Consider the following 23,853-nt stretch of genomic DNA (forward strand, 5'->3'; position numbering starts at 1 on the left):
ACGGCCCGCCGGCCGCAGTCCGCTCACAGGTCGGCGACCGCCAGTCCGTACATCGCCGCCCACATCAGGCCGATGACGGCGAGCGCCCGGTCGCGCAGCACCACGTCCTCGGGTGCGCCGGCTGTGCCCCGGTCCGCGAAGACCGCGTACCGCAGCACCGCCAGGATGAACGCGATCACCGACAGCTGCCGCCAGGGAAGCAGCGCCTGGGCGGCCACGCCCCCGCTCTCCAGGGCCCACAGGCAGTAGGCAAGCACGGCCACGCCGGCCGCGAGCTGCCAGACGAAGCGCAGATACCCGGCCGTGTACTCGCCCAGCAGCGCCCGGGTCTCGCTCTTGCGGTCCTCCATCTGCACGGCTTCGGAGTACCGCTTTGCCGCCACCATGAACAGCGCGCCGAAGCCGGTGGTGATCAGGAACCAGCGCGACAGCGGGATACCGAGCGCGACCCCGCCGATGATCGCGCGCATCAGGAACCCGGCGGTGACGACGGCGAGATCGACGACGAGGACGTGCTTGAGCCAGACGCAGTAGGCGAGTTGCATCGACAGATACGCGGTGAGCAGCGCACCGGTCATGGGATTGCACAGGGCCGCCGCCCCGGCGACCGCGGCGACGCCGAGCACCGCTCCCAGGGTGTGCGCGACGGTCACGGGCACCTCGCCGGCGGCGACGGGCCGGTGGCATTTGACGGGGTGGGCCCGGTCGGCGTCCGCGTCGAGGGCGTCGTTGATCAGGTAGACGGCCGAGGCGGCCGCCGTGAACAGGGCGAAGACGATGGCCAATTGGACGGCGGCGTGCCGGGAGCCCAGATCTCCGGCGGCGGCGGGCGCGGCCACGACCAGGACGTTCTTGATCCACTGGCGTGGCCGGGCGGTCCTGAGCAGCCCGACGGGCAGGGTCACGGCCCGGGGCTGAGCGGGCCGTCCTGGCCGGCCGGGGCGTTCCGGCCGCTCGATCAGCGCGGAGCCGCGCTCAGCCATTCCGCCCGCCTCCCGCTGCGGGCGGAGCCAGCGGGCGCGTCATCCAGGCCGCGCCCATGCCTGCGGTCAGACCGCCGAGTACGGCACCGGCCGCGATGTCCGTCGGGTAGTGGACGCCGACGACGAGACGGGACACGCACATCGCGGCCGCCAGCGGCGGTGCCAGCCGACGGCCGGCCGGGCGGAGCGCGCCGAAGGCCACGGCGGCCGCGGCCGCCGAGGTGGCGTGTGAGCTGGGGAAGGAGTGGCGGCTCGCGATGCGGACGAGCGGCTCGCGATGCGGGAGTCGGGGGCGGGGGCGGCGTACTGCCCGCTTGACGCCCATGCTCGCGAGATGCGCGGCGCCCACGAGTGCGATGGCGCGGAGCCAGGCTCCGCGCCGCTCACGGTCGATCGCCGCGCCGACGAGCCCCCCGGCGAGCCAGAGCGCGCCGTGCTCGCCGCTGAGGGAGAGCGCGCGGGCGGCTGCGGCGATCCGCGGCTGACTGCCGCAGTCCCGCATCGCCGCCAGCAGCCGCCGGTCGGCCGCCGCGCAGTCGACGTATCTCATCTGCCACCCCTCTCATGAGCCAGGGGCGACTCTCGTCGGCGACCGGCCGACTTTCACGTCATTCTTTGATGACACTCGTATAATCACCCATTTCGGCGAGTCACCTGAGGTACCGCAAAAAGAGGGCATAGGTGGCTATACGGTCATGGGCGTGGCTGCCGACACCCGCATCACCGACGCACGTGCCAGTGCCAATGCCAGTGCCGGTCCCGAGTTCGTGTCCGTCACCGGCTGGGGCCGGACGGCTCCGACGACCGCCCGCCTGCTGCGTCCCCGTACCCACGAAGAGGCCGCGGCAGCGGTACGGGAGTGGGGCGCGCGCGGTGGCATCGCGCGCGGGCTGGGGCGGGCGTACGGCGACGCGGCGCAGAACGCGGGCGGAACCGTACTCGACATGACCGGGCTGGACCGCATCCGCACCATCGACGCCGAGGCGGGCGTCGTCGTGTGCGACGCGGGCGTCAGTCTGCACCGGCTGATGGAAGTGCTGCTGCCGCTCGGCTGGTTCGTGCCGGTGACGCCCGGGACCCGCTATGTCACGGTCGGCGGCGCGATCGGCGCGGACATCCACGGCAAGAACCACCATGTGTCGGGTTCGTTCGCCCGCCATGTGCGCTCGCTGGAGCTGCTGACGGCGGACGGTTCGGTACACACCGTCCTCCCCGGCACCGACCTGTTCGACGCGACAGCGGGTGGCATGGGCCTTACCGGCGTGATCCTCTCGGCGGCCGTCCGGCTCCACCGGGTCGAGACCTCCCTGATGTCCGTCGACACCGAACGGGCGGTGGATCTGGACGACTTGATGGCAAGGCTCACCGCCACCGACCACCGGTACCGGTACTCCGTCGCCTGGATCGACCTCCTCGCGCGCGGGCGCGCGCTGGGGCGCTCGGTTCTGGCGAGGGGAGAGCACGCGCCACTGGCCGCGCTCCCCCGGCGCACCCGGCGCGCCCCTTTGTCCTTCCGCCCGGGACAACTGCCGCCCGCCCCCGGATTCGTACCGGAGGGGCTGCTCGGACGCGCCACGGTCGGGCTCTTCAACGAGCTCTGGTACCGCAGGGCGCCCCGCTCTCGGACCGGTGAGCTGCAGAAGATCTCGGCCTTCTTCCACCCCCTGGACGGCGTCCCGCACTGGAACCGGATCTACGGCCGAGGCGGCTTCGTGCAGTACCAGTTCGTCGTCGGGTACGGGCAGGAGGAGACCCTGCGCCGAATCGTGCAGCGCATCTCACGGCGCGGCTGTCCGTCGTTCCTGGCGGTGCTGAAGCGCTTCGGCGAGAGCGATCCCGGGTGGTTGTCCTTCCCGATGCCCGGCTGGACGCTCGCCCTCGACATCCCGGCCGGGCTGACCGGGCTCGGCGCCTTCCTCGACGAGCTGGACGAGGAGGTCGCGGAGGCGGGCGGCCGGGTCTATCTGGCGAAGGACTCCAGGCTGCGCCCGGAACTGCTCGCAAAGATGTATCCGCGGCTGCCCGAATTCCGATCCCTGCGGGCCGGTCTCGACCCAGGCGGGGTCTTCACCTCCGACCTGTCCCGCCGACTGACTCTCTAGGAGAACCGACCTATGAAGGACGCCTTCGGCAGCCCTCAGTCCCTGCTCGTCCTCGGCGGCACGTCGGAGATCGGCCTGGCCACCGCCCGTCGGCTCATCGCCCGCCGCACCCGCACGGTCTGGCTGGCCGGCCGTCTCTCCCCCGGCCTCGATGACGCGGCCGCCGAGCTCCGCAGGCTCGGGGCCGATGTCCGCACCGTCGCCTTCGACGCCCTGGACTGTGCCGCGCACGAGGATGTGCTGGGCAAGATCTTCGCGGAGGGCGACATCGACATGGTGCTGCTTGCCTTCGGCGTCCTCGGCGACCAGGCGAACGACGAGGCCGATCCGCCTGCCGCGGTCCGGGTCGCGCAGACCAACTACACGGGCGCGGTCTCGGCCGGTCTGGTGTGCGCCGGCGCACTGCAGAGCCAGGGGCACGGCTCGCTGGTGGTGCTCTCCTCGGTCGCCGGCGAGCGCGCCCGCCGCGCCAACTTCATCTACGGCTCCAGCAAGGCGGGCCTGGACGCCTTCGCCCAGGGTCTTGGCGACGCGCTGCACGGGACTGGCGTGCACGTGATGGTCGTACGCCCCGGATTCGTCGTTACGAAAATGACGGCGGGGCTGGCTCAGGCACCGCTCGCCACCACCCCCGAAGCGGTCGCCGCAGCCGTCGAACTGGGGCTGCGGCGCAGGTCCGAGACGGTGTGGGTGCCGGGGGCACTGCGCGTGGTGATGTCGGCGCTGCGGCATGTGCCGCGCCCGCTGTTCCGCAGAATGCCGCTCTGACGGAACCGGGCGTCAGAGGGTAGTGGCGGGCTCGTCGACCGGGGATCCCTGGGCGGGAACGGCCGTGACGCCGCCGCCGAAGGCGTACTCATGGAGCTTGCGCCACACGCCGTCCGCGCCCTGCTCGTACAGCGCGAAGGAGGCACAGGTCCAGGCCGCCTCGTACTCGGACAGCTCTTCGTAGGCCCGGTCCATCGCCTCCTCGGCGATGCCGTGCGCCACGGTCACATGCGGGTGGTACGGGAACTGCAGCTCACGCACGAGCGGCCCGGACGCGTCCCGCACCCGCTTCTGCAGCCAGGAGCAGGCCGCCGCGCCCTCGACGACCTGGACGAAGACGACGGGCGAGAGCGGGCGGAATGTCCCGGTGCCGAAGAGCCGCATCGGGAACGGCCGGCCGGTCGTCGCTACCGCGGCGAGATGCGCCTCGATCGAGGGCAGGGCCTCGGCGTCGACCTCGGTGGGCGGGAGAAGGGTGACGTGTGTGGGGATTCCGTGCGCGGCGGGATCCCCGAAGCCCGCGCGCCGCTCCTGGAGCAGGCTGCCATAGGGCTCCGGGACCGCGATCGAAACGCCGAGCGTTACGGTCCCCACGTCGTTCTCCTCAGTCGTCGGTAGTTAGGTGTGCAGCCGCCAGTGTGGCTGCTGCACCGTATGTGTGGCCAGAGTCCTTGGACACAGTGATGATTCAGTGCCGATTCAGTACGGACTCACTACGGACTCAGTGCTTCGCCGGCAGGAACCCCACCTTGTCGTATGCGGCGGCCAGCGTCTCGGCGGCGACCGCCCGGGCCTTCTCCGCGCCCTTGGCCAGAATCGAGTCCAGCGTCTCGGGATCGTCCAGATATTCCTGCGTACGGGTGCGGAAGGGAGTGACGAATTCCACCATGATTTCGGCCAGGTCGGTCTTCAGCGCGCCGTACATCTTGCCCTCGTACTCCGCCTCCAGCTCGGCGATGGTCTTGCCGGTGAGGGTGGAGTGGATGGTGAGGAGGTTGGAGACGCCGGGCTTCTCGACGGGGTCGAAGCGGATCACGGTGTCGGTGTCGGTGACCGCGCTCTTGACCTTCTTGGCGGTCGCCTTGGGCTCGTCGAGCAGATTGATCAGGCCCTTCGGCGTGGACGCCGACTTGCTCATCTTGATCGACGGGTCCTGGAGGTCGTAGATCTTCGCGACCTCCTTGACGATGTGCGGCGCCGGGACGGTGAAGGTGTCGCCGAAGCGGGTGTTGAAGCGCTCGGCGAGATCACGGGTGAGCTCGATGTGCTGGCGCTGGTCCTCGCCGACCGGGACGGCGTTGGCCTGGTAGAGCAGGATGTCCGCGACCTGCAGGATCGGATACGTGAAGAGCCCGACGGTGGCGCGGTCGGCGCCCTGCTTGGCGGACTTGTCCTTGAACTGCGTCATCCGGGAGGCCTCGCCGAAGCCGGTGAGGCAGTTCATGATCCAGCCGAGCTGGGCGTGCTCGGGGACGTGGCTCTGGATGAAGAGGGTGCAGCGCTCGGGGTCGAGACCGGCGGCGAGCAGCTGAGCGGCGGCGAGTCGGGTGTTGGCACGCAGCTCGGCTGGGTCCTGCGGCATGGTGATCGCGTGCAGATCCACGACCATGTAGAACGCGTCGTGGGTCTCTTGCAGCGCCACGTACTGGCGGATCGCGCCGAGGTAGTTCCCGAGGTGGAACGAGCCTGCGGTGGGCTGGATACCGGAGAGCGCGCGGGGTCGGTCTGAGGCCATGTTCATCATTCTCTCAGGTGTGGAACCGATCCTCGGCCGCCGGTGTATGAAAGGTGTGAGGACGCGGGAGGGGACCGTGGAAGCGGGTCCGGAGGGGGGCCGCATCGTCGACGAGGCTGCGGTGATCGCGCGGGTGCGCGCCGGAGAGCCGGAGGCGTACGCGGAGCTGGTGCGCGCCCACACGCATGTCGCGCTGCGTGCGGCCGTGGCCTTCGGGGCCGGTGCGGACGCGGAGGATGTGGTGCAGAGCGCCTTCCTCAAGGCGTACCAGGCGCTGGGGCGGTTCCGGGACGGCGCCGCGTTCCGTCCGTGGCTGCTTCGGATCGTGGTCAATGAGACGAGGAACACAGTGCGCTCGGCGGTGCGGCTGCGGGCGCTCGCCGGACAGGAGGCACTGCTGATCGGCTCCGAGCCGCTGATACCGGAGTCGGCCGACCCGGCGGTGGCGGCCCTGGCGGAGGAGCGGCGGACGGTGCTGCTGGCGGCGCTGGAGGAGCTGAGCGAGGAGCAGCGGCAGGTCGTCACCTACCGCTATCTGCTGGAGATGGACGAGGCGGAGACGGCCGAGGCGCTGGGCTGGCCGCGCGGCACGGTGAAGTCCCGGCTGAACCGCGCGCTGGCGAAGCTGGGGCAGCTCATTCCTGGGAAGGGAGGTGAGGAGCATGACTGACGAGGAGCCGCACGAGGCCTTGGGTGAGGAGCCGCACGAGGAGCCGCACGAGGAGCCGCACGAGGGCTTGCGCCAGGAGCTGCGCGGACTGGGGCGCGGGATCAGGATTCCGGACGTCGACGGCGAGACGATGGCCGAGCGGGTGCTGGCCCAGCTCCTCGCCGAGGCGGTGCCCCCTCCTGCCGAGCCAGGGCGGGCCGAGCGGTTCAGGCTCTGGACGCGCCGGAGGTGGCGCGCGCTGACGGTCGTCCTGTCCGGGGTGCTGGTGGTGCTCGTGCTCACGCCTCCGGTGCGGGCGACGGTGGCCGACTGGTTCGGATTCGGCGGGGTCGAGGTGCGATACGACCCCACGATGCCGCCGCGGCAAGGGACGCAGCCGCCGTGGTGCCACGCGCCGGTGCCGCTGGCCGAGGCGGAGCGGCGCGCGGGATTCCGGGCGCGGGTGCCGGGCGGGCTGGGCGACCCGGACGCGGTCTCGGTGACCGAAGGGCCCGCGGGCCGGTCGGTGGTGAGCCTGTGCTGGAGCGAGCGGGGGCGGACGATCCGGCTGGACCAATTCCCGGCGCAGCTGGACCTCGGCTTCGCCAAGCAGGCGCGGATCATGCCGGAGTGGGTGACGCTGAGCGGCGGGATGGGGCTGTGGTTCGCCGAGCCGCATCTACTGCGGTTCGGCATGACCGACGCCCGTGGCGAGGTGTGGATACAGGCCGAGCGGACGGCGGGCCCGACGCTGCTGTGGACGGCGGACGAGCGGACGACCCTGCGGCTGGAGGGAGTGGCTCAGTTGCTGCGCGCCAAGGAGATCGGGGAATCGACGCGCTGAAATTGGCAGCGGGCGGGGTGGAACCTGAAGCGGGCGGGCGGTGTACCAGAGGTGACGGGGTGCGGACGGGCCGTACCGGACGTCGGCTGGGGGAAGTATGCGACTGCTGGGACGACTTGCCGCACTGGTGACGGTGCTCGCGCTGACGTGGGTCCTCGCCCCGGGCGCGGTGGCCGGAGGGCCGACCAGTGTGCTGATCACCTCTCCGGAAAGCAGCGAGACCGCGTCTCTCTACTACTCCGACACGGACTACACAGCCCTGCTGAACCTGCTGGGCGACGGTCCGGCCAAGGGGCAGACGGACCGGCCGCCGTCGCTGGACATGGCGGTGGACGCCCGGCAGATCAATGTGACCTGGATGGTCCATGACGTTCAGCCCTGGCGCGTGGACCGGGTGTATCCGAGCGACCGGGCGGGCGTCGTCTGGATACATACGGCACGGGAAATGGAGTCGCAGAGGGGCTACTGGCACCAGGCGCGGCAGCCCACGGAGCTGAGCGGGCTCCTCAAGAAGCTGGGCCTGATGGGCAAGAGGTCCGGCGGGGCCGGGGTGGCTGAGTACCCGCCCGCCTGGGACGACGGGCAGGCTCAGGACCAGGGGCAGAGCCGGCAGGAGGCTGAGCCCCCGACGGCACCTGCCACCGCGCCTGCCTCCGACGACACCACCACCGGCTGGTGGTGGGCGATACCGGGGCTGGCGGCCGGGGCGGCGCTGACTCTGGTGCTGCGGCCGCTGGCCTCACGGCTGCCGCGCCCGCCGTTCGGGCGGGGCGGCGGCACACCGGAGCCGGGACCGCGCCAGCAGCTGCTGGACGGCTAGGCGGAGAGCCTGTTTCACGCGAACCGGCTGCCGACCGGCCCCGGTCAGCCATCGCGGTCACCGGTCGCCGGTCACCGGTCAGCCGTCGCGGTCACCGCGCTAGGCAGTCAGCCCGGGCGCGGGGTACTCGGCCATCAGAGCCGCGACCTCGGCGCGAATCGTGGCCAGCGCGTCCTCGTCGCCCGCGTCGGCCGCGGTCACGCCCCGGTCGATCCAGTCGGCGACGGCGGCCATGTGCTCCGTACCGAGACCGCGGGAGGTGAGGGAGGGGGTGCCGATGCGGACGCCCGAGGGGTCGAAGGGCTTCCTCGGGTCGTAGGGGACGGTGTTGTAGTTGACGACGATCCCGGCCCGGTCGAGGGCCTTCGCCGCCACCTTGCCGGGCACGTCCTTGGGGGTGAGGTCCATCAGGATCAGATGGTTGTCGGTGCCGCCGGAGACAAGGTCGAAGCCACGGGTCAGGAGCTCGTCGGCGAGCGCCTTGGCGTTGGCGACGACCGACTGGGCGTAGGTGCGGAAGGAGGGCTGGGACGCCTCGTGCAGGGCGACCGCGATGGCGGCCGTGGTCTGGTTGTGCGGGCCGCCCTGGAGGCCGGGGAACACCGCCTTGTCGATGGCCTTGGCATGCTCCTCGCGGGACATCAGCATCGCGCCGCGTGGCCCGCGCAGGGTCTTGTGGGTGGTCGTGGAGATCACGTCCGCGTGCGGCACCGGCGAGGGGTGCGCGCCGCCCGCGATCAGGCCGGCGATGTGCGCGACATCGGCGACCAGGACGGCGCCGGACTCGCGGGCGATCTCCGCGAAGGCCGCGAAGTCGATGGTGCGGGGCAGGGCGGTGCCGCCGCAGAAGATGATCTTCGGCCGCTCCTTGAGGGCGAGTTCGCGCACCTCGTCGAAGTCGATGAGGCCGGTGTCCTGGCGTACGCCGTACTGCACGCCGCGGAACCACTTGCCGGTGGCGGAGACGCCCCAGCCGTGGGTGAGGTGGCCACCCATCGGCAGGGCCATGCCCATCACGGTGTCGCCGGGCTCGGCGAAGGCGAGATAGACGGCGAGGTTGGCCGGGGAGCCGGAGTAGGGCTGGACATTGGCGTGCTCGACGCCGAAGACGGCCTTGGCGCGGGCGATGGCGAGCCGCTCGACCTGGTCGATGTTCTGCTGGCCCTCGTAGTAGCGGCGGCCGGCGTAGCCCTCGCTGTACTTGTTCTGCAGCACGGTGCCGGAGGCTTCCAGGACGGCCCTGGAGACGTAGTTCTCGCTGGGAATCAGCCGGAGGGTCTCGGCCTGAAGCTGTTCCTCGGCGCCGATGAGGGCCGCCAGTTCGGGGTCGGTGGCGGAGAGTGCGGGGTGCTGCAGGGGAAGAGTCATGGTGTCCTCCGGGGCGATCCGTTGCTCGGTCGTTGTCCCGGGGTGCGGCTCGGCATCCCCCGCCGGAGGCGGAGGGCGCGGGCCGCACCACACGGGACGTGTCCCGGGATGCAACTCGGGGGTCCTCCCGCCGAAGGCAGGGGGCGAGCGGCACCACACAGGACGGGTCCCGTGGTGCCCAGGCGGGCGGCACCTCGTGTGATCTTCCGCGCGCGGTTCCCTCGGGGTCACTTCCCCGTACGCCAGTCGCCGTGCGTAGTGTCCAGCCTAGCGGCCACGCCCCACAGCAAGGTTTCTTCGTCCACCATACGAGCGACGATAGAAACAGGGGCATGACCCCGCCCCAGCCGGATGTCTTGTCTCTACTCGAACGGAGATCCCGTGTCTGCATCGGAGAGTGCCATTGCCTCCGCGGAGGCGCACAGCGCGCACAACTACCACCCGCTCCCCGTCGTCGTCGCCTCGGCCGACGGCGCGTGGATGACCGATGTCGAGGGGCGTCGCTACCTCGACATGCTCGCCGGGTACTCGGCGCTCAATTTCGGCCACGGAAACCGCCGGCTGATCGACGCCGCCAAGGCGCAGCTGGAGAGAGTCACGCTCACCTCCCGCGCCTTCTACCACGACCGGTTCGCCGACTTCTGTACACAGCTCGCCCAGTTGTGCGGCATGGAGATGGTGCTGCCGATGAACACCGGGGCGGAGGCGGTGGAGACCGCCGTGAAGACCGCCCGGAAATGGGGTTACCGGGTCAAGGGCGTCCCGGACAACATGGCGAAGATCGTCGTCGCGGCCAACAACTTCCACGGCCGTACGACGACGGTGATCAGCTTCTCCACGGACCAGGAGGCGCGGGCGGACTTCGGTCCGTACACCCCGGGCTTCGAGATCGTTCCGTACGGGGACCTGACCGCAATGGACGCCGCGCTCACCGAGAACACCGTGGCCGTGCTGCTGGAGCCGATCCAGGGCGAGGCCGGGGTGCTGGTGCCGCCGGCCGGGTATCTCGCGGGCGTACGGCAGCTGACCCGCGAGCGGAACGTCCTCTTCATCGCGGACGAGATCCAGTCGGGCCTCGGGCGGACCGGCAAGACCTTCGCCTGCGAGCACGAGGGCGTCGTGCCGGACATGTATGTGCTGGGCAAGGCGCTGGGCGGCGGCGTCGTTCCGGTGTCGGCGGTCGTCTCCTCCAATGAGGTGCTCGGCGTCTACCGTCCCGGTGAGCACGGCTCGACGTTCGGCGGCAATCCGCTCGCCTGCGCGGTCGCCCTGGAGGTCATCGCGATGCTGCGCACCGGCGAGTTCCAGCAGCGCGCCACCGAGCTGGGTGAGCACCTCCACCACGAGCTGGGCCTGCTGACCGGCGGCGGCGCGGTGGAGGCGGTACGCGGCCGCGGGCTCTGGGCGGGCGTCGACATCGTGCCCAGCCACGGCACCGGCCGGGAGATCTCGGAGAAGCTGATGGACCGCGGGGTCCTCGTCAAGGACACCCACGGTTCCACGATCCGGATCGCCCCGCCGCTGGTGATCAGCAAGGAGGACCTGGACTGGGGCCTGGACCAGCTGAGGGCCGTCCTGGGCGCCTAGATCCCGCCTGGGATCAGAGGATGACGTGGGGCAGGAAGCGGGCGTACTCGTCCGTGACCAGCCCCGCCGATTCCCTGATGCCGAGCCCCGCCGCCTCGCCCTCGACGACCCATGCGCCGAGCACCACGCGGTTGCCCTCGAAGTCGGGCAGCGGGGCCAACTCCTGGTAGCAGCACGGCTCTTCACGCAGTACGGGACCGGCGCCCGGCTCGTGGACCGTGACGCCCGCGCCCTCGCGGCCGAGCAGGGGCTTGGCGACATAGCCCCGCTCGGCGGCGAGTTCGCGCGGGCCGTCGAGATAGGCGGGCAGCAGATTCGGGTGGCCAGGGTTCAGCTCCCAGAGGATCGCCAGCAGCGCCTTGTTGGAGAGGAGCATCTTCCAGGCGGGCTCGATCCAGCAGGTGGTACCGGTGCCGCCGCCGTTGTCCAGAGTGTCGAGGACGTGCGGCCCGAAGCGGTCGGTGACCAGCCACTCCCACGGGTAGAGCTTGAAGCAGCTGCGTATGAAGCGCAGCCGGTCGTCGACGAAGCGTCCGGAAAGCCGGTCCCAGCCGATGCGTTCGACGGAGAGCGCCTCGGTGGCGATACCCGCCTGCTGGGCCGTCTCGCGCAGATACGCGACGGTCATCAGGTCCTCACCCAGCTCGTCCCCGTCGGAGTGGACGAAGTGCAGCGGCCCCGGCGGCAGCAGCGGGGCCTGCCGCTTCCAGCCGTCGACGAGGCGTTCGTGGAGGGAGTTCCACTGGTCCGCGCCGGGGAAGCGGTCCTCCATCCAGAACCACTGCGGGCTGGCGGCCTCGACCAGGGAGGTCGGGGTGTCGGCGTTGTACTCCAGCATTTTGGCCGGGCCGGTGCCGTCGTAGCGGAGGTCGAACCGCCCGTAGAGGGAAGGAAGTTCGACCCTGCGCCGCCAGGACTCGGCGACCCGCCTGGCCAGCCGCCGGTCGGTGATGCCGAGGTCGGCGAAGCGGTTGTGCTCGACAATGTGCGCGGCCGCGGCCAGGCACAAGGCGTGCAGTTCCTCGACAACCTCTTCCAGCGCCTCGACCTCGGGCAGCGAGAATTCGTAGTACGCGCTCTCGTCCCAGTACGGGCGCAGCGAGCCGTCCGGGTAGCGGGTCAGCGGGTAGATGAGGCCCTGTTCCTCGACGATCTGCTGCCAGCCCGGGCGGGGCTCGATGATGTGACGCTTCATGCTGTGTATGCCCCGTACTCAGCCGCCGCCGGAGCTGGAGCCGCCGAAGCCGCCGCTGTCGACGGCGGTCCTGTCGAAGCTGCCGCCATCGACCCGGCCGCCGCTGACCCTGCCGCCGTAGTAGTACCTACCGCTGCTGCCGGACCCGTTGCCATTGCCGTCGCCGTCGCCGTCGCACTCGTAGTCCGGCAGTACTTCGTAGGTCACCGGATCGACACACCGCTCGTCCGGCTCCGAGCCGCATGCCGTGAGCGTCGCGGCGAGCACCCCCATGCCGCCGAGCACAACCGTGCTCGACCTCAGCCTGCGTCGCACCATCAGCCGGTCGCCCCGTTCGAATCAAGCCAGTAGATCGCCGGACAGACTAGAGGGCCGCCTCGCACGCTCGTAAACCCGGTCCGCCAACCTTCCTCATCTACAGTCGCTTTGTGCTCTTTGGGATGATCTGTGCGCTCGGTTCCGCGGTCTGCTACGGCACGGCCTCCGTCCTCCAGGCCGTCGCCGCCCGCGCCACGCAGCCGGGCACCGGCTCCGGCGTCGACCCGGCGCTGCTGCTGCGCGCGCTGCGTCAGTGGCGATATCTGGCCGGACTCGCCCTGGACGGCCTCGGTTTCGCCCTCCAGATCGTCGCCCTGCGCTCCATCCCCATCTACGCGGTCGGCGCGGCGCTCGCCGCCAGCCTCGCGGTGACCGCCGTGGTGGCCTCGCGCCTGCTCCCTGTCCGCCTGAGCCGGACGGAGTGGGGAGCGGTCGCCGTGGTCTGCATGGGGCTCGCGATGCTGGGCCTCGCCTCGGGCGCTGAGGGCGACCGGCCCGGATCCACCGCCCTGCGCTGGGCCATGCTCGGCGTCGCGCTCGCCGTCCTCCTCGTCGGCGCGGCCGCGGGCCGCCTCCCCGACAAACCGCGCGCCCTGGTGCTCGGCCTCGGCGCGGGCTTCGGCTTCGGCGTGGTCGAGGTCGCGGTCCGGCTGATCGACTCGGTCGCGCTGCCCGAAGTGCTGGCCAATCCGGCGCTGTATGCGCTGCTGCTCGGCGGCGGTGCGGCGTTCCTGCTGCTCACCTCCGCCCTGCAGCGCGGCTCGGTGACGACGGCCACGGCGGGCCTGGTGCTCGGCGAGACGATCGGCCCGGCGGTGGTGGGCGTGGTGTGGCTGGGCGACCAGACCCGCGAGGGCCTGGCCTGGCTGGCCGTGGCGGGCTTCGTGGTGGCGGTGGCGGGGGCGCTGGCGCTGGCCCGGTTCGGCGAGCCGCCCGCGGCTTCGGAGGCGCCTGAGGCTGCGGCCCCCTGAGCGAGGCTGTTCCCCTAACCGCCCCCGGGCAAGCCGCCGCAGGCTCACGGCAGCGCCCGGCACAGCGCGTCCAGCGCCCCCGCCCAGCCGCTGTCCGCCGGCGTCGCGTACCCCACCACCAGCGCGTCCCTCCCACGCGGCGCGTCCTTGTGCCGGTACCGCGAGACCCCCTCCACCGCCAGGCCCTGCCACGCCGCCGCCTGGATCACGGACTGCTCGGTGCCGGGCGGGAGTTCGAGCACCGCGTGCAGCCCCGCCGCGATCCCGCTGACCCGGATGTCCGGCGCGCGCTCCGCCAGCGCCCGCACCAGCTGGTCGCGCCGTCTGCGGTAGCGCAGCCGCATCCCCCGTACATGACGGTCGTACGCGCCCGAGGCGATGAACTCCGCGAGTGTCAGCTGGTCCAGCGCGCTCGACACCCAGTCGACGGAGCCCTTCGCCTCAAGCGCCTGGCCCACGAGTTCCTCGGGCAGCACCATCCAGCCGAGCCGTAGCCCCGGCGCCAGCGACTTGCTCGCCGTGCCCAGATAGACCACCCGGTCGGGTTCGAGGCCCTGGAGCGCGCCCACCGGCTGGCGGTCGTAGCGGAACTCCCCGTCGTAGTCGTCCTCCAGGATCAGCCCGCCCGTCCCGCGGGCCCAGTCGACGGCGGCCGCGCGCCGGTCGGGATGCAGCGCAGCTCCCATCGGGAACTGGTGTGCGGGCGTCAGCAGCACCGCGCCCGCGCCGCGCAGGGTCCCCAACTCACCTGTCTGTGAGCCCAGTTCGTCGAGGGGCAGGGCCGGGGTCCGCATTCCCGCCTCGGCCAGCAGGTTCCAGTGCACATCGAGTCCGTACGACTCGACTGCCACTTCGCGCACCCGCCGCCGCCTCAGCATCTTTCCCAGCAGCATCAGCCCGTGCACAAAGCCGGAACAGATCACGATCCGCTCGGGGTCCGCGTAGACGCCTCGTGCCCGCGCCAGATAGTCGGCCAGTACGGTACGCAGCTCGACGCGCCCGCGCGGATCGTGGTATCCGAAGGCCTCGTGCGGCGCGGCGGTCAGTGCCCGGCGGGCCGCCTTCAGCCACTGTGCGCGCGGGAAGGACGCGAGGTCGGGGCTGCCGGCCATCAGGCTGTACTGGGGGCCGCGGCCGGCCCGCCGGGTCCTGACCGCACCCGCCGCCGCTTTCCGCGGCGCGGCCCGCCGGGCGACCCGCGTCCCCGAGCCCTGCTGCGCGGTGAGCCATCCCTCGGCGACGAGTTCGGCGTACGCGTCGGCGACCGTATTGCGTGCGATCCCCAGGTCGGCGGCGAGCGAACGCGAGGACGGCAGCCGCGTCCCGGGGGCCAGCCGCCCGCTGCGCGCGGCCTCCCGCAGGGCGTCCATCAGGCCCGTACGCAGGCCGGAACCGCGCAGTTCCAAATGGAGGTCGGCGCCGAAAGTGGCCCAGTGATCCGTCATGAGAATGGACCATACTCGTGCGCCACCACGCGCGTACGGTCGTAGCCATGACGACGAACGAGACGCCGAACGAGAACACGTCCTACGCCCCCGAGCACACCCCCCGCCTCCCCTGGGCGAAGTTCGCTCCCGAGGTCTACAAGGCCATGGTCAAGCTGGACGCGGCCGCCCGGCAGGGCCTCGACCCGGTCCTTCTCGAACTGGTCAAGATCCGCGCCTCACAGATCAACCACTGCGCCTTCTGCCTCGACATGCACACCAAGGACGCCCTCGCGGCGGGCGAGTCGGTGGAGCGGATTGTCCAGCTCAGCGCATGGGAGGAGTCGCAGCACTTCTACACCGGGAAGGAAATCGCGGCGATCGAACTGACGGAGGCCGTCACCCTCCTCACCGACGGCTTTGTGCCGGACGAGGTGTACGAGAGGGCCGCCAAGCACTTCGACGAGGCGGAGCTCGCCCAGCTGATCTCGGCGATCACGGTCATCAACGCCTGGAACCGCTTCGGCGTGAGCACACGCATGGTCCCCGGCCACTACACGCCCGGCCAGTTCAAGCACTGACGGGATATCAGTGATGACCGTCGAAACCTTCCGCTCCCTCCACCACGGCCGCGCCCCCGGCGACCCCCTCGTCCTCCCGGGCCCGTGGGACGCCGCCAGTGCCCGCTCCTTCGCCGACGCCGGCTTCCCTGCCCTCGCGAGCCCGAGCGCCGGGGTCGCGTCCGCTCTCGGGTACGAGGACGGACAGACGCCCGCCGACGAGATGTTCACGGCCGTCGCCCGTATCGCCCGCTCGGTGGACGTGCCGGTCTCCGCGGACGTCGAGGCGGGCTACGGCCTGCCCCCGAAAGAGCTGGTCGCCCGGATCCTCGACACCGGAGCCGTTGGCTGCAACCTGGAGGACTCCGACTCCGCGACCAAGGCCCTCAAGGACCCGCAACGGCACGCCGACTGGCTGGCCGAGGTCCGCGCGGAGGCAGGCGACCGGCTGTTCATCAATGCCCGGGTCGACTCGTTCCTGCGCGGAGTGACCGACCCGGCGGAGGCGATCGCCCGGGCACGGCTGTATGTCGCGGCCGGCGCGGACTGCGTCTACCCGTTCGCCGTACCGCCGGAGCAACTCCCGTTGCTGCGCGAGGAGATCGGGGGCCCGATCAACGTCGCACCGCTCCCGGGCGGCCCGCCCGTCGCCGAACTGGGCCGCCTGGGCGCGACCCGGATCACCTTCGGCCCCGGCCTGCACCACAAGGCGATGGCCGCGGTACGGAAGATCGCCGAGGAGCTGCGGGGCTGACCGCCGCCCGGCCGCGTGCGGAGGCTGCCGCCCTAGGCCTCCGGCCCGGTCGACTCCGCGTCCTTCGCCAGGCCCACCGCCGCGAGAAGGCTCAGCCGCGGCTCGGCCTTGCGCAGGGCCTTGATCGCGGTGACGGAATCGGCCGGGCCTTCGACGCCGGCCGCGGCCAGGTGCCCACGCACCCAGCGGCCGCGCAGCTCCGCGTCCGTGGCCGCCGCGGCCTCGGCGACGAGGGCGGCGGCCCGCTCCAGGCCAGGGCGTTCCTCCGGCGTCGCCGTCACCAACGCGGCGCGGACGGCATCGGCGATGCCGTCCGCGTCACGCAGAACGAGTACGGAGAGTTCCTGCTTGCCGGATCCGAAGAACATGCACGGATCCTCGCCCTCAGGGCCGTACTCCCTCAAGCGAGTTGAGGTACTTCAGAGGTGCGGGCGCGGCCGCGGGCTACTTCTTCGGGAGCCAAGCCTTCCACGTCGCCTCGTTCGCCTTGACCCACTTCTCGGCCGCGGCCTCCGGCGACATCTTCTCGCCGGCGATCATCAGCGCGACCTCGTTCTGCTGCTCGGTCGTCCACTTGAAGTTCTTCAGGAACTCCGCCGCCTCGCCGCCGTTCTTCGCGAAGTCCGCGTTGAGGAACTTCTGCAGCGGCGTGTTCGGGTACGCGCACGCGACAGCCTTCGGGTCGGCGTCACAACCCGCCTTGTACTCCGGCAGCTTGACCTCGACCATGTCGACCTGGGCGTTCAGCCACTGCGGGGTCCACCAGTACGTCAGGAAAGGCTTCTTCTCCTTCGCGTACTTCTTGATCGCGGTGATCTGCGCGGCCTCGGAACCCGAGTAGTTGGTCTTGAGGTTGAGCTTCAGGTTCTTGATGATCGCGTCGTCGTTGGTGACGTAGTCCGGGGAGCCCTCCAGGATCTCGCCCTTGTCACCGCTCTCCGCGGTCTTGAAGTCCTTGGCGTACTTGTTGAGGTTCTTGTAGTCCGTGACATCGGGGTGCGCGTCCGCGAAGTACTTCGGCACGAACCAGCCGATGTGCCCGGTCACGCCGAGGTCGCCGCCCTTGACGACGGTCTTCTTCGTCGTGACGTACTGCTTCTCCTCCTTGGGGTGACCCCAGTCCTCCATGATCGCGTCTATGTCGCCCTTGGAGAGCGCGTCCCAGGCGAGGACCTCGCCCATCTGCTGGGTCTTGACGGTGTAGCCCAGCTCCTTCTTCAGGATGTAGCCGGCGACGGCCGTGTTGGCCTGGGCGCCGACCCAGGAGGGGACGGTCAGCTTCACGGTCTTGGCGCCGCCGGCCTCGTCCTTCTTGCCGGTCTCGGCAGCGCTGCACGCGCTGAGGGTGAGGACGCCGAGGGCGCCGATGACAGCCGTGGTGGTACGGATGGTGCGCATGGTGCTCCTGTTAATGGAAGGAAGGGTTCAGTCGGTCTTGCGGGTGGCGGGCTGGGTGATCCGGTCCAGTACGAGGCCGAGGCAGACAATCGCGACTCCGGCCGTCATGCCGATGCCCATCTCGCCCCGGGAGAGGCCCTTCACGACGTCGTAGCCCAGCGCCCCGCCGCCGACCAGGCCGCCGACGACGACCACCGCAAGCACCAGCACGACGCCCTGGTTGACGGCGAGCTGCAGTGCCGGGCGGGCCAGCGGCAGCTGGACCTGGAGGAGTTGCTGACGGGTCGACGCGCCCAGCGAACGGGATGCCTCGAGCGCGGCCGGGTCGACCTCGCGCAGGCCTTGGGTGGTGATGCGTACGACAGCGGGCAGCGCGTACACCACTGCGGCGATGATCGCGGATGCCCGGGTGACGCCGAACAGCGCGACCACCGGGATGAGATACACGAACTGCGGCATCGTCTGCATGGCGTCCAGTACCGGCCGCAGCCAGCGCTCCAGACGCCCGGCCCGCGCGGACAGGATGCCCGCGAGGACGCCGAGCGCCAGCGTGAGCACGAGGGCCGCGAGCACCTGGGAGAGCGTGTCGAGGGACTTGCCCCAGACCCCGAGTACGCCGATCGCCGCCATCGAGAGCGTGGCGGTCAGGGCGGTCGCCCAGGTGCCGACCAGCCAGGCGAGGGCCGCGACGAGCAGCAGGAGCGACCACCAGGGGAGCCAGATCAGGGCGTCACGCAGGGGGTTGAGGATCCACAGCGTGAACTCGCGCGCCCAGGCCTCGGTGAAGGTGAGGTTCTCGGTGATCCACTCCTGCGCCTTGTTGACGGGCGTGGAGATGTCGTACGTCCAGCCCTCCGGCCATACCCTGCCGACGGCCAGCCGGCCGAAGGCCGCGGCCACGACGCCGGCGAACACCAGCGCCCAGGCGGAGCGGCCGTGCAGCAGCCCGCCGCCGGGTGAGCTCTCGCCGATACGGTCACCGGCCGCCGCGGTCGTACGGTCCAGCCAGACGGCGATCAGGACGATCGGGATGCCCGCGGAGAGGGCCTTGCCGACGTCGACGGTGGAGAGCGCCGAGTAGACCTCCTCACCGAGACCGCCGGCTCCGACGAGGGCCGCGATGACGACCATCGAGAGCGCCATCATGATCGTCTGGTTGAGGCCGAGGAGCATCTGCTTGCGGGCGAGCGGCAGCCGCGCGGTCCGCAGCCGCTGCCATGCGCTCGCGCCGAGCGAGGCGGACGCTTCGAGCACGGCAGGGTCGGCGCCGCGCAGCCCGAGGGCCGTGAGGCGGGCCATGGGCGGGGCGGCGTAGATGACCGTGCAGAACAGCGCGGCGGGCGTGCCGGTGCCGAAGACCAGCACGAACGGCAGCAGATACGCGAACGCGGGCAGCACCTGCATGGTGTCGAGCACCGGCCGCAGCGCCCGGTCGACCCGGCGGGACAGCCCGGCCGCGAGCCCGATCAGCACGCCGAGCAGCGCGGCGACGGCGACCGCGACGACCATCAGCGCGATGGTCAGCAGCGTGGCGTCCCACATCCCGAGCAGCCCGCACACGGCGAAGGCTCCGAAGGCGGTCGCCGCGACCTTCACCCCGCGCTGTCCGAGCCCGGCGGCCCGCCAGGCGAACAGCACACCGGCGGCGAGGACGCCCAGCCAGCCCATGGCGTCCAGGAACTGGTAGACGGCGTCGACCGCATCGGTGGCGGTGTTGGAGAGGTGGAGGAGGAAGTAGAGGAAGAGGGGGTGGGTGTCGCGGTTGTCGACGACCCACGCGTTGGCGTCGTCGAGGGGACCGGATACGTCGACGGTCAGCTCGGCGGGCCAGCTGCCGCTGCCCCACAGGGCGACCCCGACGGGTATGAGCACAAGCGCGGCGACGCCGAGCAGCAGCAGCTTGCGGTGGACGCGGTGGCGCAGCAGGGCACGCAGCCCGGGTTCGGGTGCGGCCGCTTCCTTGGCGGGGGCGGTGACGACGGCCGTCATGCGACGACTGCCTTGTCCGTTGCCCCGTCCGTATCGGCGCCCCGGTCCACGCCGGCCACCACATCCAGCAGCCCCGCGTGGTCGACCACCCCCACGCAGCGGCCGTCCTGCATCACACGCGCCGGGGCGCCGCTGCGGGCCACCGCCTCGATCGCCTCGAAGACCGTTGCGTCCGGGGCGATCGCCGCGCCCGATTTCGCCTCGGCCGCGTCCGCCGCCGGGCGCATCGCCGTACGCACCGTCATCACCTGCTCGCGCGGCACATCGCGGACGAAGTCCCGTACATAGTCGTCGGCGGGCGAGCCCACGATCTCCTCCGGCGTGCCCAGCTGCACGATCCGGCCGTCCCGCATCAGCGCGATACGGTCGCCCAGCTTCAGCGCCTCACTCAGATCGTGTGTGATGAAGATCATCGTGCGGCCCTCCTCGCGGTGCAGCCGGATGACCTCCTCCTGCATATCGCGGCGGATCAGCGGGTCCAGTGCGCTGAACGGCTCGTCGAAGAGCATCACTTCGGGGTCGACGGCGAGCGCCCGCGCAAGGCCGACGCGCTGCTGCTGACCGCCGGACAGCTGGCCGGGCCTGCGGTGCTCGAGGCCCTCCAGGCCGACCTTCGCGACGACGTCCGCCGCCCGGGAGCGGCGCGCGGCCTTGCCCAGGCCCTGGATCTCGAGTCCGTACGCGACGTTGTCGATCACCGAGCGGTGCGGCAGCAGGCCGAAGTGCTGGAAGACCATGGACGCACGGTGGCGGCGCAGTTCGCGCAGTCGCGCCGTGTCCATGGAGAGCACGTCCTCGCCGTCGATGGCGATCGCCCCGGACGTCGGCTCGATCAGCCGGGTCAGGCAGCGTACGAGCGTCGACTTGCCGGAGCCGGACAGGCCCATGACGACGAAGACCTCGCCCTTGCGCACATCGAAGGAGACATCGCGCACGGCTGCCGTGCAGCCGGTGCGTTCACGCAGCTCGGCCGGGGTGAGCGCGCCCAGTTCGGCGTCGCCGGGAATGCGGTCGGCCTTCGGACCGAAGACCTTCCACAGGTTTTGTACGGAGAAGACGGGCGGCGCGGCACCGTCGTCCACGGTCTTGTGGGCAGTATCCAGAGTTTCGGTCTTGGACTTCATCGGGCCAGGCCCCTCTCTTCGGAAGCCGCGGACAGCAGCTCCGCGCACTTCTCGCCCACCATCAGGACCCCGATCATCGGGTTGACGGCGGGCATCGTCGGAAAGACGGACGCGTCGGCAATGCGGATGCCGTCGATGCCCCGGATTTTCAAGTCAGGTGACACTACGGCAAGTTGATCTGTCCAGGCGCCCATTCGGCAGGTTCCGGCGGGGTGGTACACGGTGTGCGCGACCTTGCGCGCGTACTCGCCGATCGCCTCGTCCGAGGTGACCTCCGGCCCCGGACAGACCTCCCTTTTCAGCCAGCCCGCCAGCGGCTGAGCCGTCGCGATCTCGCGGGCGAGCTTGATCCCGTCGACGAGCGTACGGCCGTCGTAGTCGTCCTCGTCCGTGAAGTAACGGAAGTCCAACGCAGGCTTTACTTCCGGATCCGCGCTGGTCAGATAGACGCGGCCACGGCTGCGCGGCTTGGGGATGTTCGGCGTCATCGACACCCCGTGCGCGGGCCGCTCGTAGCCGAGGCGCTCCGGGTTGTCGGTGAACGGGATTTGGTAGAAGTGGAACATCAGATCGGGCCCTTGGGCGTCCGGATCGCGTTGTACGAACAGGCCCGCGTCGCTGTCCATCGCCGAGTTCTCGGGGATCGGCCCGTGCGTCTCCCAGACGATCACCGACTCCGGGTGGTCGAGGAGGTTCTCCCCGACGCCCGGGAGATCGTGTACGACGGGGATGCCGAGCTCTTCCAGGTCGGCGCGCGGCCCGATGCCGGAGTGCAGCAGCAGCCGAGGCGTGTCCACCGCGCCCGCGCAGACGAGGACTTCGCGCCGCGCCTGGACGAGCCGCTCCTCGCCGTCCTTGGTACGGACGCGTACGCCCGTCGCCCTGGGGTTCCCCCTGCCGGAGGTAGGGGGACCTTCGAGCTCCAGCTTGTACGCCCAGGTCTCCAGCGCTATATGGAGGTTCGGCCGGTCCAGGAAGGGGTGGAGATACGCGACCGAGGCGGAGGACCGCTTGTTGTTCTCCGGGTGGTACGCGAGGTCGAAGAAGCCGACGCCCTCATGGAACGGCTTCTTGTTGAAGCCCTCGACGCGCGGGACGGCGAGCGCCGCCTGGGCGGCGTCGACGAAGTCGCGGGCGATGGCGTTACGGTCCGCCTCGTCGACCGGCACGATGTTGTTGCGCAGCCGGTCGAAGTACGGGTCCATGGCTTCGGCATCCCAGCCCTCGGCCCCCGCGGCCGCCCACTCGTCCCAGTCGGACGGCAGCGGCCGGAAGGCGATGAGGGTGTTGTGGGACGAGCAGCCGCCGAGCACCCGGGCGCGGCTGTGCCGGATGTGTGAGTTGCCGCGGGGCTGTTCGGTGGTGGGGTAGTCGTAGTCGAGTTCGCCGCCGAGCAGCCCCATCCAGCGCCGCAGGGTCAGCACGTCGTCCCGGCCGACATCGCTCGGCCCGCCTTCGATGACGGCGACCGTGACGTCCGGGTTCTCGGTGAGCCGGGAGGCGATCACCGACCCGGCGGTGCCGCCCCCGACGACGACGTAGTCGTACGTGTTCAGGTTCTGCTTCGTCATTCTCTGCTTACCTCTGCCTACCCCTGCTCAGCCCGCGAACCAGCGCACGGGGCGCGGGGCGAGGTTCTGGTAGATGTGCTTGGCCTCTCGGTACTCGGCGAGCCCGGCGGGCCCCAGCTCGCGCCCGATGCCGCTCTTCCCGAATCCGCCCCACTCCGCCTGCGGGAGGTAGGGGTGGAAGTCATTGATCCAGACGGTCCCGTGCCGCAGCCGCGCGGCGGCGCGTCGCGCCCGCCCGGGATCGGCGGTCCATACCGCGCCGGCCAGCCCGTACTCGGTGTCGTTGGCGAGGGCGACGGCCTCGTCCTCCGTACGGAACGTCTCGACGGTCAGGACGGGTCCGAAGACCTCTTCGCGTACGACGCGCATCCCGCGGTGGCACTGGTCGAGGACGGTGGGCCGGTAGAAGTACCCCTCGTATCCCTCACCTTCGGGCCTGCGCCCGCCGGCCCGTAGCACCGCGCCCTCGGCCAGGGCGGAGGCGACGTATTCCTCGGTCTTCGCGAGCTGCTGCTGCGATACGAGGGGCCCGCACTCCACACCCGTGTCGGTGCCGCGTCCGAGGCGGATGTTCTCGGCCCGGCGGGCGAGTTCGCCGACGAAGCGCTCGCGCAGCGACTCCTCGATGATGAGCCGCGACCCCGCTGAGCAGACCTGCCCGCTGTGAATGAAGGCGGCGTTGAGAGCCTGATCCACAGCGGTGTCAAAGCCCTCGTCGCTTTCACACGCATCGGCGAAGACGACATTGGGATTCTTGCCGCCGAGTTCGAGGGCGACCTTCTTGACGCTGTCGGCGGCGGCGCGCATCACCTTCGTACCGCTGGTGAGCCCGCCGGTGAAGGAGACGAGATCCACATCGGGATGCTCGGCGAGCCTGGCTCCTACGGGGTCGCCCGCGCCGGTCACGACGTTCGCCACACCGGCGGGCAGCCCCGCCTCCTCGAGCAGCTGGATCAGCTCGACGGTCGTCAGCGGAGTGATCTCACTGGGCTTGATCACAAAAGTATTGCCCGCGGCAAGCGCCGGGGCAATCTTCCAACTCGCTTGCAGGAGTGGGTAGTTCCATGGCGTGATCAGTGCGCAGACCCCAACGGGTTCATGCACCACCACGCTGTGTACATCGTCGGACCCGGCGTCGACGACCCGTCCGCCGCTCTCGTTCATGACGAGGTCGGCGAAGTAACGGAAGGCGTCACTCACGCAGTCGACGTCGATTCGGCCTTCCTCGACGGTCTTCCCGGCATCCCGGCTCTCCAGCAGCCCGAGCGCTTCCCGGTTGCGCTGCAACAGGTCCGCGGCCCGCCGCAGCAGCGCGGCCCGCTCGGCCACCGGCGTGCGGGGCCACTCCCCCTGATCGAATGCCGCCCGCGCGGCGGCGATCGCGGCGTCGGTGTCCTCGACCCCGCCCTCCGCCACGACGGCCATGACGGTCGCGTCAGCGGGGTCGAGTATCTCGCGCGCGGCGCCGGAGGCGGCTGCGCGCCACTCTCCGCCCACGTGGATGGTCTGTTGTGCCGACACGTCGCGTTTGACCTTCCGTTCCCGTTATATGCCTCGCTGGTGATCGCCAGCGGACGGGTCGCCTGCCCATGGGTTCGGAAAGCATGCGCGTTAGCTGTCTCAAAGTGGCCCGCATCACTACGCCGCGGTGGGGCAGGCATACTCCGGTCTCGGGAGTTGCGGTGTGCACGCG

23 protein-coding genes and 1 riboswitch are annotated in these 23,853 nt (G+C 70.8%); of the genes, 9 read left to right on the plus strand and 14 right to left on the minus strand.

All coding sequences use genetic code 11. The features are described from left to right. Window positions 1-23 precede the first annotated feature (23 nt). Both ACZ3H8_RS09090 and ACZ3H8_RS09095 read right to left on the minus strand, forming a co-directional pair. Entirely contained in the window at window positions 24-983 is a 960-nt protein-coding gene (locus ACZ3H8_RS09090) for a decaprenyl-phosphate phosphoribosyltransferase (protein ID WP_467399286.1), read from the minus strand. After that, complete coding sequence (locus ACZ3H8_RS09095) at window positions 976-1,533, minus strand: phosphatase PAP2 family protein (RefSeq protein ID WP_467399289.1); 558 nt, start codon at window positions 1,531-1,533, stop codon at window positions 976-978. Before ACZ3H8_RS09095 ends, ACZ3H8_RS09090 begins: the two co-directional genes overlap by 8 nt. 145 nt (window positions 1,534-1,678) lie before the next feature. On the opposite strand from ACZ3H8_RS09095, the gene ACZ3H8_RS09100 reads away from it, so the two are divergent. Both ACZ3H8_RS09100 and ACZ3H8_RS09105 read left to right on the plus strand, forming a co-directional pair. Then, window positions 1,679-3,085, plus strand: coding sequence for an FAD-binding protein (locus tag ACZ3H8_RS09100; RefSeq protein WP_467399291.1), 1,407 nt, complete (start codon window positions 1,679-1,681; stop codon window positions 3,083-3,085). 12 nt (window positions 3,086-3,097) lie between these two features. Then, window positions 3,098-3,853, plus strand: coding sequence for a decaprenylphospho-beta-D-erythro-pentofuranosid-2-ulose 2-reductase (locus ACZ3H8_RS09105; protein WP_467399293.1), 756 nt, complete (start codon window positions 3,098-3,100; stop codon window positions 3,851-3,853). A 12-nt stretch (window positions 3,854-3,865) separates the two neighbouring features. Here ACZ3H8_RS09105 and ACZ3H8_RS09110 read toward each other — a convergent pair whose 3' ends face one another. Both ACZ3H8_RS09110 and trpS read right to left on the minus strand, forming a co-directional pair. Continuing rightward, window positions 3,866-4,447: a 2'-5' RNA ligase family protein gene (locus tag ACZ3H8_RS09110; RefSeq protein ID WP_467399296.1), complete on the minus strand. Its 582-nt coding sequence runs from the start codon at window positions 4,445-4,447 to the stop codon at window positions 3,866-3,868. A gap of 127 nt (window positions 4,448-4,574) precedes the next feature. After that, window positions 4,575-5,588 (minus strand): tryptophan--tRNA ligase, encoded by a 1,014-nt coding sequence (gene trpS, locus ACZ3H8_RS09115; protein ID WP_467399298.1) that lies wholly within the window; start codon window positions 5,586-5,588, stop codon window positions 4,575-4,577. Between the two features lie 46 nt (window positions 5,589-5,634). Between trpS and ACZ3H8_RS09120 the strand changes: the two genes are divergently transcribed. From ACZ3H8_RS09120 to ACZ3H8_RS09130, 3 genes are all read left to right on the plus strand, one after another. Next, entirely contained in the window at window positions 5,635-6,258 is a 624-nt protein-coding gene (locus ACZ3H8_RS09120) for an RNA polymerase sigma factor (RefSeq protein ID WP_467399973.1), read from the plus strand. After that, a complete protein-coding gene (locus ACZ3H8_RS09125) occupies window positions 6,251-7,081 on the plus strand; it encodes a hypothetical protein (RefSeq protein ID WP_467399301.1) in 831 nt (276 codons plus the stop codon). The genes ACZ3H8_RS09120 and ACZ3H8_RS09125 overlap by 8 nt, the downstream gene beginning before the upstream one ends. Before the next feature lie 97 nt (window positions 7,082-7,178). Next, window positions 7,179-7,901, plus strand: coding sequence for a hypothetical protein (locus tag ACZ3H8_RS09130; protein ID WP_467399303.1), 723 nt, complete (start codon window positions 7,179-7,181; stop codon window positions 7,899-7,901). A gap of 99 nt (window positions 7,902-8,000) precedes the next feature. Here the strand turns inward: ACZ3H8_RS09130 and ACZ3H8_RS09135 are convergent, their stop codons facing one another. Then, the gene (locus ACZ3H8_RS09135) at window positions 8,001-9,269 is read right to left on the minus strand and encodes a serine hydroxymethyltransferase (protein ID WP_467399306.1); all 1,269 of its coding nucleotides are present in this window, start codon (window positions 9,267-9,269) and stop codon (window positions 8,001-8,003) included. 169 nt (window positions 9,270-9,438) lie between these two features. Continuing rightward, window positions 9,439-9,529, minus strand: a riboswitch (ZMP/ZTP riboswitch). A gap of 121 nt (window positions 9,530-9,650) precedes the next feature. Here ACZ3H8_RS09135 and rocD point away from each other — a divergent pair. After that, window positions 9,651-10,856, plus strand: coding sequence for an ornithine--oxo-acid transaminase (gene rocD / locus ACZ3H8_RS09140; protein WP_467399308.1), 1,206 nt, complete (start codon window positions 9,651-9,653; stop codon window positions 10,854-10,856). Between the two features lie 13 nt (window positions 10,857-10,869). Here rocD and ACZ3H8_RS09145 read toward each other — a convergent pair whose 3' ends face one another. Next, complete coding sequence (locus ACZ3H8_RS09145) at window positions 10,870-12,051, minus strand: glutathionylspermidine synthase family protein (protein WP_467399311.1); 1,182 nt, start codon at window positions 12,049-12,051, stop codon at window positions 10,870-10,872. A gap of 18 nt (window positions 12,052-12,069) precedes the next feature. After that, entirely contained in the window at window positions 12,070-12,369 is a 300-nt protein-coding gene (locus ACZ3H8_RS09150) for a hypothetical protein (RefSeq protein WP_467399313.1), read from the minus strand. A gap of 122 nt (window positions 12,370-12,491) precedes the next feature. Between ACZ3H8_RS09150 and ACZ3H8_RS09155 the strand changes: the two genes are divergently transcribed. Continuing rightward, window positions 12,492-13,340, plus strand: coding sequence for a DMT family protein (locus tag ACZ3H8_RS09155; protein ID WP_467399976.1), 849 nt, complete (start codon window positions 12,492-12,494; stop codon window positions 13,338-13,340). 44 nt (window positions 13,341-13,384) lie between these two features. Here the strand turns inward: ACZ3H8_RS09155 and pdxR are convergent, their stop codons facing one another. Then, window positions 13,385-14,785 (minus strand): MocR-like pyridoxine biosynthesis transcription factor PdxR, encoded by a 1,401-nt coding sequence (gene pdxR / locus ACZ3H8_RS09160; protein ID WP_467399316.1) that lies wholly within the window; start codon window positions 14,783-14,785, stop codon window positions 13,385-13,387. Window positions 14,786-14,832: 47 nt separating this feature from the next. Here pdxR and ACZ3H8_RS09165 point away from each other — a divergent pair, with 47 nt between their 5' ends. Both ACZ3H8_RS09165 and ACZ3H8_RS09170 read left to right on the plus strand, forming a co-directional pair. Beyond that, window positions 14,833-15,345 (plus strand): carboxymuconolactone decarboxylase family protein, encoded by a 513-nt coding sequence (locus ACZ3H8_RS09165; protein ID WP_467399318.1) that lies wholly within the window; start codon window positions 14,833-14,835, stop codon window positions 15,343-15,345. 13 nt (window positions 15,346-15,358) lie between these two features. After that, window positions 15,359-16,078 (plus strand): isocitrate lyase/PEP mutase family protein, encoded by a 720-nt coding sequence (locus tag ACZ3H8_RS09170; RefSeq protein WP_467399320.1) that lies wholly within the window; start codon window positions 15,359-15,361, stop codon window positions 16,076-16,078. Between the two features lie 32 nt (window positions 16,079-16,110). On the opposite strand, the gene ACZ3H8_RS09175 is transcribed toward ACZ3H8_RS09170, so the two are convergent. The 6 genes from ACZ3H8_RS09175 to ACZ3H8_RS09200 all read right to left on the minus strand — a co-directional run bounded on the left by ACZ3H8_RS09175 (window position 16,111) and on the right by ACZ3H8_RS09200 (window position 23,681). Continuing rightward, the gene (locus ACZ3H8_RS09175; protein WP_467399323.1) at window positions 16,111-16,446 is read right to left on the minus strand and encodes a hypothetical protein; all 336 of its coding nucleotides are present in this window, start codon (window positions 16,444-16,446) and stop codon (window positions 16,111-16,113) included. A 76-nt stretch (window positions 16,447-16,522) separates the two neighbouring features. Continuing rightward, window positions 16,523-17,476, minus strand: a complete 954-nt coding sequence (locus ACZ3H8_RS09180) for an ABC transporter substrate-binding protein (RefSeq protein ID WP_467399325.1) — start codon at window positions 17,474-17,476, stop codon at window positions 16,523-16,525. Window positions 17,477-17,503: 27 nt separating this feature from the next. Beyond that, window positions 17,504-19,465, minus strand: coding sequence for an ABC transporter permease subunit (locus ACZ3H8_RS09185; RefSeq protein WP_467399327.1), 1,962 nt, complete (start codon window positions 19,463-19,465; stop codon window positions 17,504-17,506). Next, window positions 19,462-20,589 (minus strand): quaternary amine ABC transporter ATP-binding protein, encoded by a 1,128-nt coding sequence (locus tag ACZ3H8_RS09190; protein WP_467399330.1) that lies wholly within the window; start codon window positions 20,587-20,589, stop codon window positions 19,462-19,464. Before ACZ3H8_RS09190 ends, ACZ3H8_RS09185 begins: the two co-directional genes overlap by 4 nt. Beyond that, window positions 20,586-22,160, minus strand: coding sequence for a GMC family oxidoreductase (locus tag ACZ3H8_RS09195; RefSeq protein ID WP_467399332.1), 1,575 nt, complete (start codon window positions 22,158-22,160; stop codon window positions 20,586-20,588). Before ACZ3H8_RS09195 ends, ACZ3H8_RS09190 begins: the two co-directional genes overlap by 4 nt. 27 nt (window positions 22,161-22,187) lie before the next feature. Continuing rightward, window positions 22,188-23,681, minus strand: a complete 1,494-nt coding sequence (locus tag ACZ3H8_RS09200; protein WP_467399335.1) for an aldehyde dehydrogenase family protein — start codon at window positions 23,679-23,681, stop codon at window positions 22,188-22,190. Between the last annotated feature and the right edge of the window lie 172 nt (window positions 23,682-23,853).

Source organism: Streptomyces sp. NPDC002868 (assembly GCF_055563295.1).

What these genes read in the sequence shown, in the direction of transcription:
- ACZ3H8_RS09130 (WP_467399303.1), top strand. Translation starts at nt 7,179, where the DNA reads ATGCGACTGCTGGGACGACTTGCCGCACTGGTGACGGTGCTCGCGCTG.
- ACZ3H8_RS09180 (WP_467399325.1), bottom strand. Translation starts at nt 17,476, where the DNA reads ATGCGCACCATCCGTACCACCACGGCTGTCATCGGCGCCCTCGGCGTC.
- ACZ3H8_RS09120 (WP_467399973.1), top strand. Translation starts at nt 5,635, where the DNA reads ATGAAAGGTGTGAGGACGCGGGAGGGGACCGTGGAAGCGGGTCCGGAG.
- ACZ3H8_RS09135 (WP_467399306.1), bottom strand. Translation starts at nt 9,269, where the DNA reads ATGACTCTTCCCCTGCAGCACCCCGCACTCTCCGCCACCGACCCCGAA.
- ACZ3H8_RS09100 (WP_467399291.1), top strand. Translation starts at nt 1,679, where the DNA reads ATGGGCGTGGCTGCCGACACCCGCATCACCGACGCACGTGCCAGTGCC.
- ACZ3H8_RS09170 (WP_467399320.1), top strand. Translation starts at nt 15,359, where the DNA reads ATGACCGTCGAAACCTTCCGCTCCCTCCACCACGGCCGCGCCCCCGGC.
- trpS (WP_467399298.1), bottom strand. Translation starts at nt 5,588, where the DNA reads ATGGCCTCAGACCGACCCCGCGCGCTCTCCGGTATCCAGCCCACCGCA.
- ACZ3H8_RS09175 (WP_467399323.1), bottom strand. Translation starts at nt 16,446, where the DNA reads ATGTTCTTCGGATCCGGCAAGCAGGAACTCTCCGTACTCGTTCTGCGT.
- ACZ3H8_RS09125 (WP_467399301.1), top strand. Translation starts at nt 6,251, where the DNA reads ATGACTGACGAGGAGCCGCACGAGGCCTTGGGTGAGGAGCCGCACGAG.
- ACZ3H8_RS09145 (WP_467399311.1), bottom strand. Translation starts at nt 12,051, where the DNA reads ATGAAGCGTCACATCATCGAGCCCCGCCCGGGCTGGCAGCAGATCGTC.
- ACZ3H8_RS09190 (WP_467399330.1), bottom strand. Translation starts at nt 20,589, where the DNA reads ATGAAGTCCAAGACCGAAACTCTGGATACTGCCCACAAGACCGTGGAC.
- ACZ3H8_RS09095 (WP_467399289.1), bottom strand. Translation starts at nt 1,533, where the DNA reads ATGAGATACGTCGACTGCGCGGCGGCCGACCGGCGGCTGCTGGCGGCG.
- ACZ3H8_RS09155 (WP_467399976.1), top strand. Translation starts at nt 12,492, where the DNA reads ATGATCTGTGCGCTCGGTTCCGCGGTCTGCTACGGCACGGCCTCCGTC.
- ACZ3H8_RS09195 (WP_467399332.1), bottom strand. Translation starts at nt 22,160, where the DNA reads ATGACGAAGCAGAACCTGAACACGTACGACTACGTCGTCGTCGGGGGC.
- ACZ3H8_RS09090 (WP_467399286.1), bottom strand. Translation starts at nt 983, where the DNA reads ATGGCTGAGCGCGGCTCCGCGCTGATCGAGCGGCCGGAACGCCCCGGC.
- pdxR (WP_467399316.1), bottom strand. Translation starts at nt 14,785, where the DNA reads ATGACGGATCACTGGGCCACTTTCGGCGCCGACCTCCATTTGGAACTG.
- ACZ3H8_RS09185 (WP_467399327.1), bottom strand. Translation starts at nt 19,465, where the DNA reads ATGACGGCCGTCGTCACCGCCCCCGCCAAGGAAGCGGCCGCACCCGAA.
- ACZ3H8_RS09165 (WP_467399318.1), top strand. Translation starts at nt 14,833, where the DNA reads ATGACGACGAACGAGACGCCGAACGAGAACACGTCCTACGCCCCCGAG.
- ACZ3H8_RS09150 (WP_467399313.1), bottom strand. Translation starts at nt 12,369, where the DNA reads ATGGTGCGACGCAGGCTGAGGTCGAGCACGGTTGTGCTCGGCGGCATG.
- ACZ3H8_RS09105 (WP_467399293.1), top strand. Translation starts at nt 3,098, where the DNA reads ATGAAGGACGCCTTCGGCAGCCCTCAGTCCCTGCTCGTCCTCGGCGGC.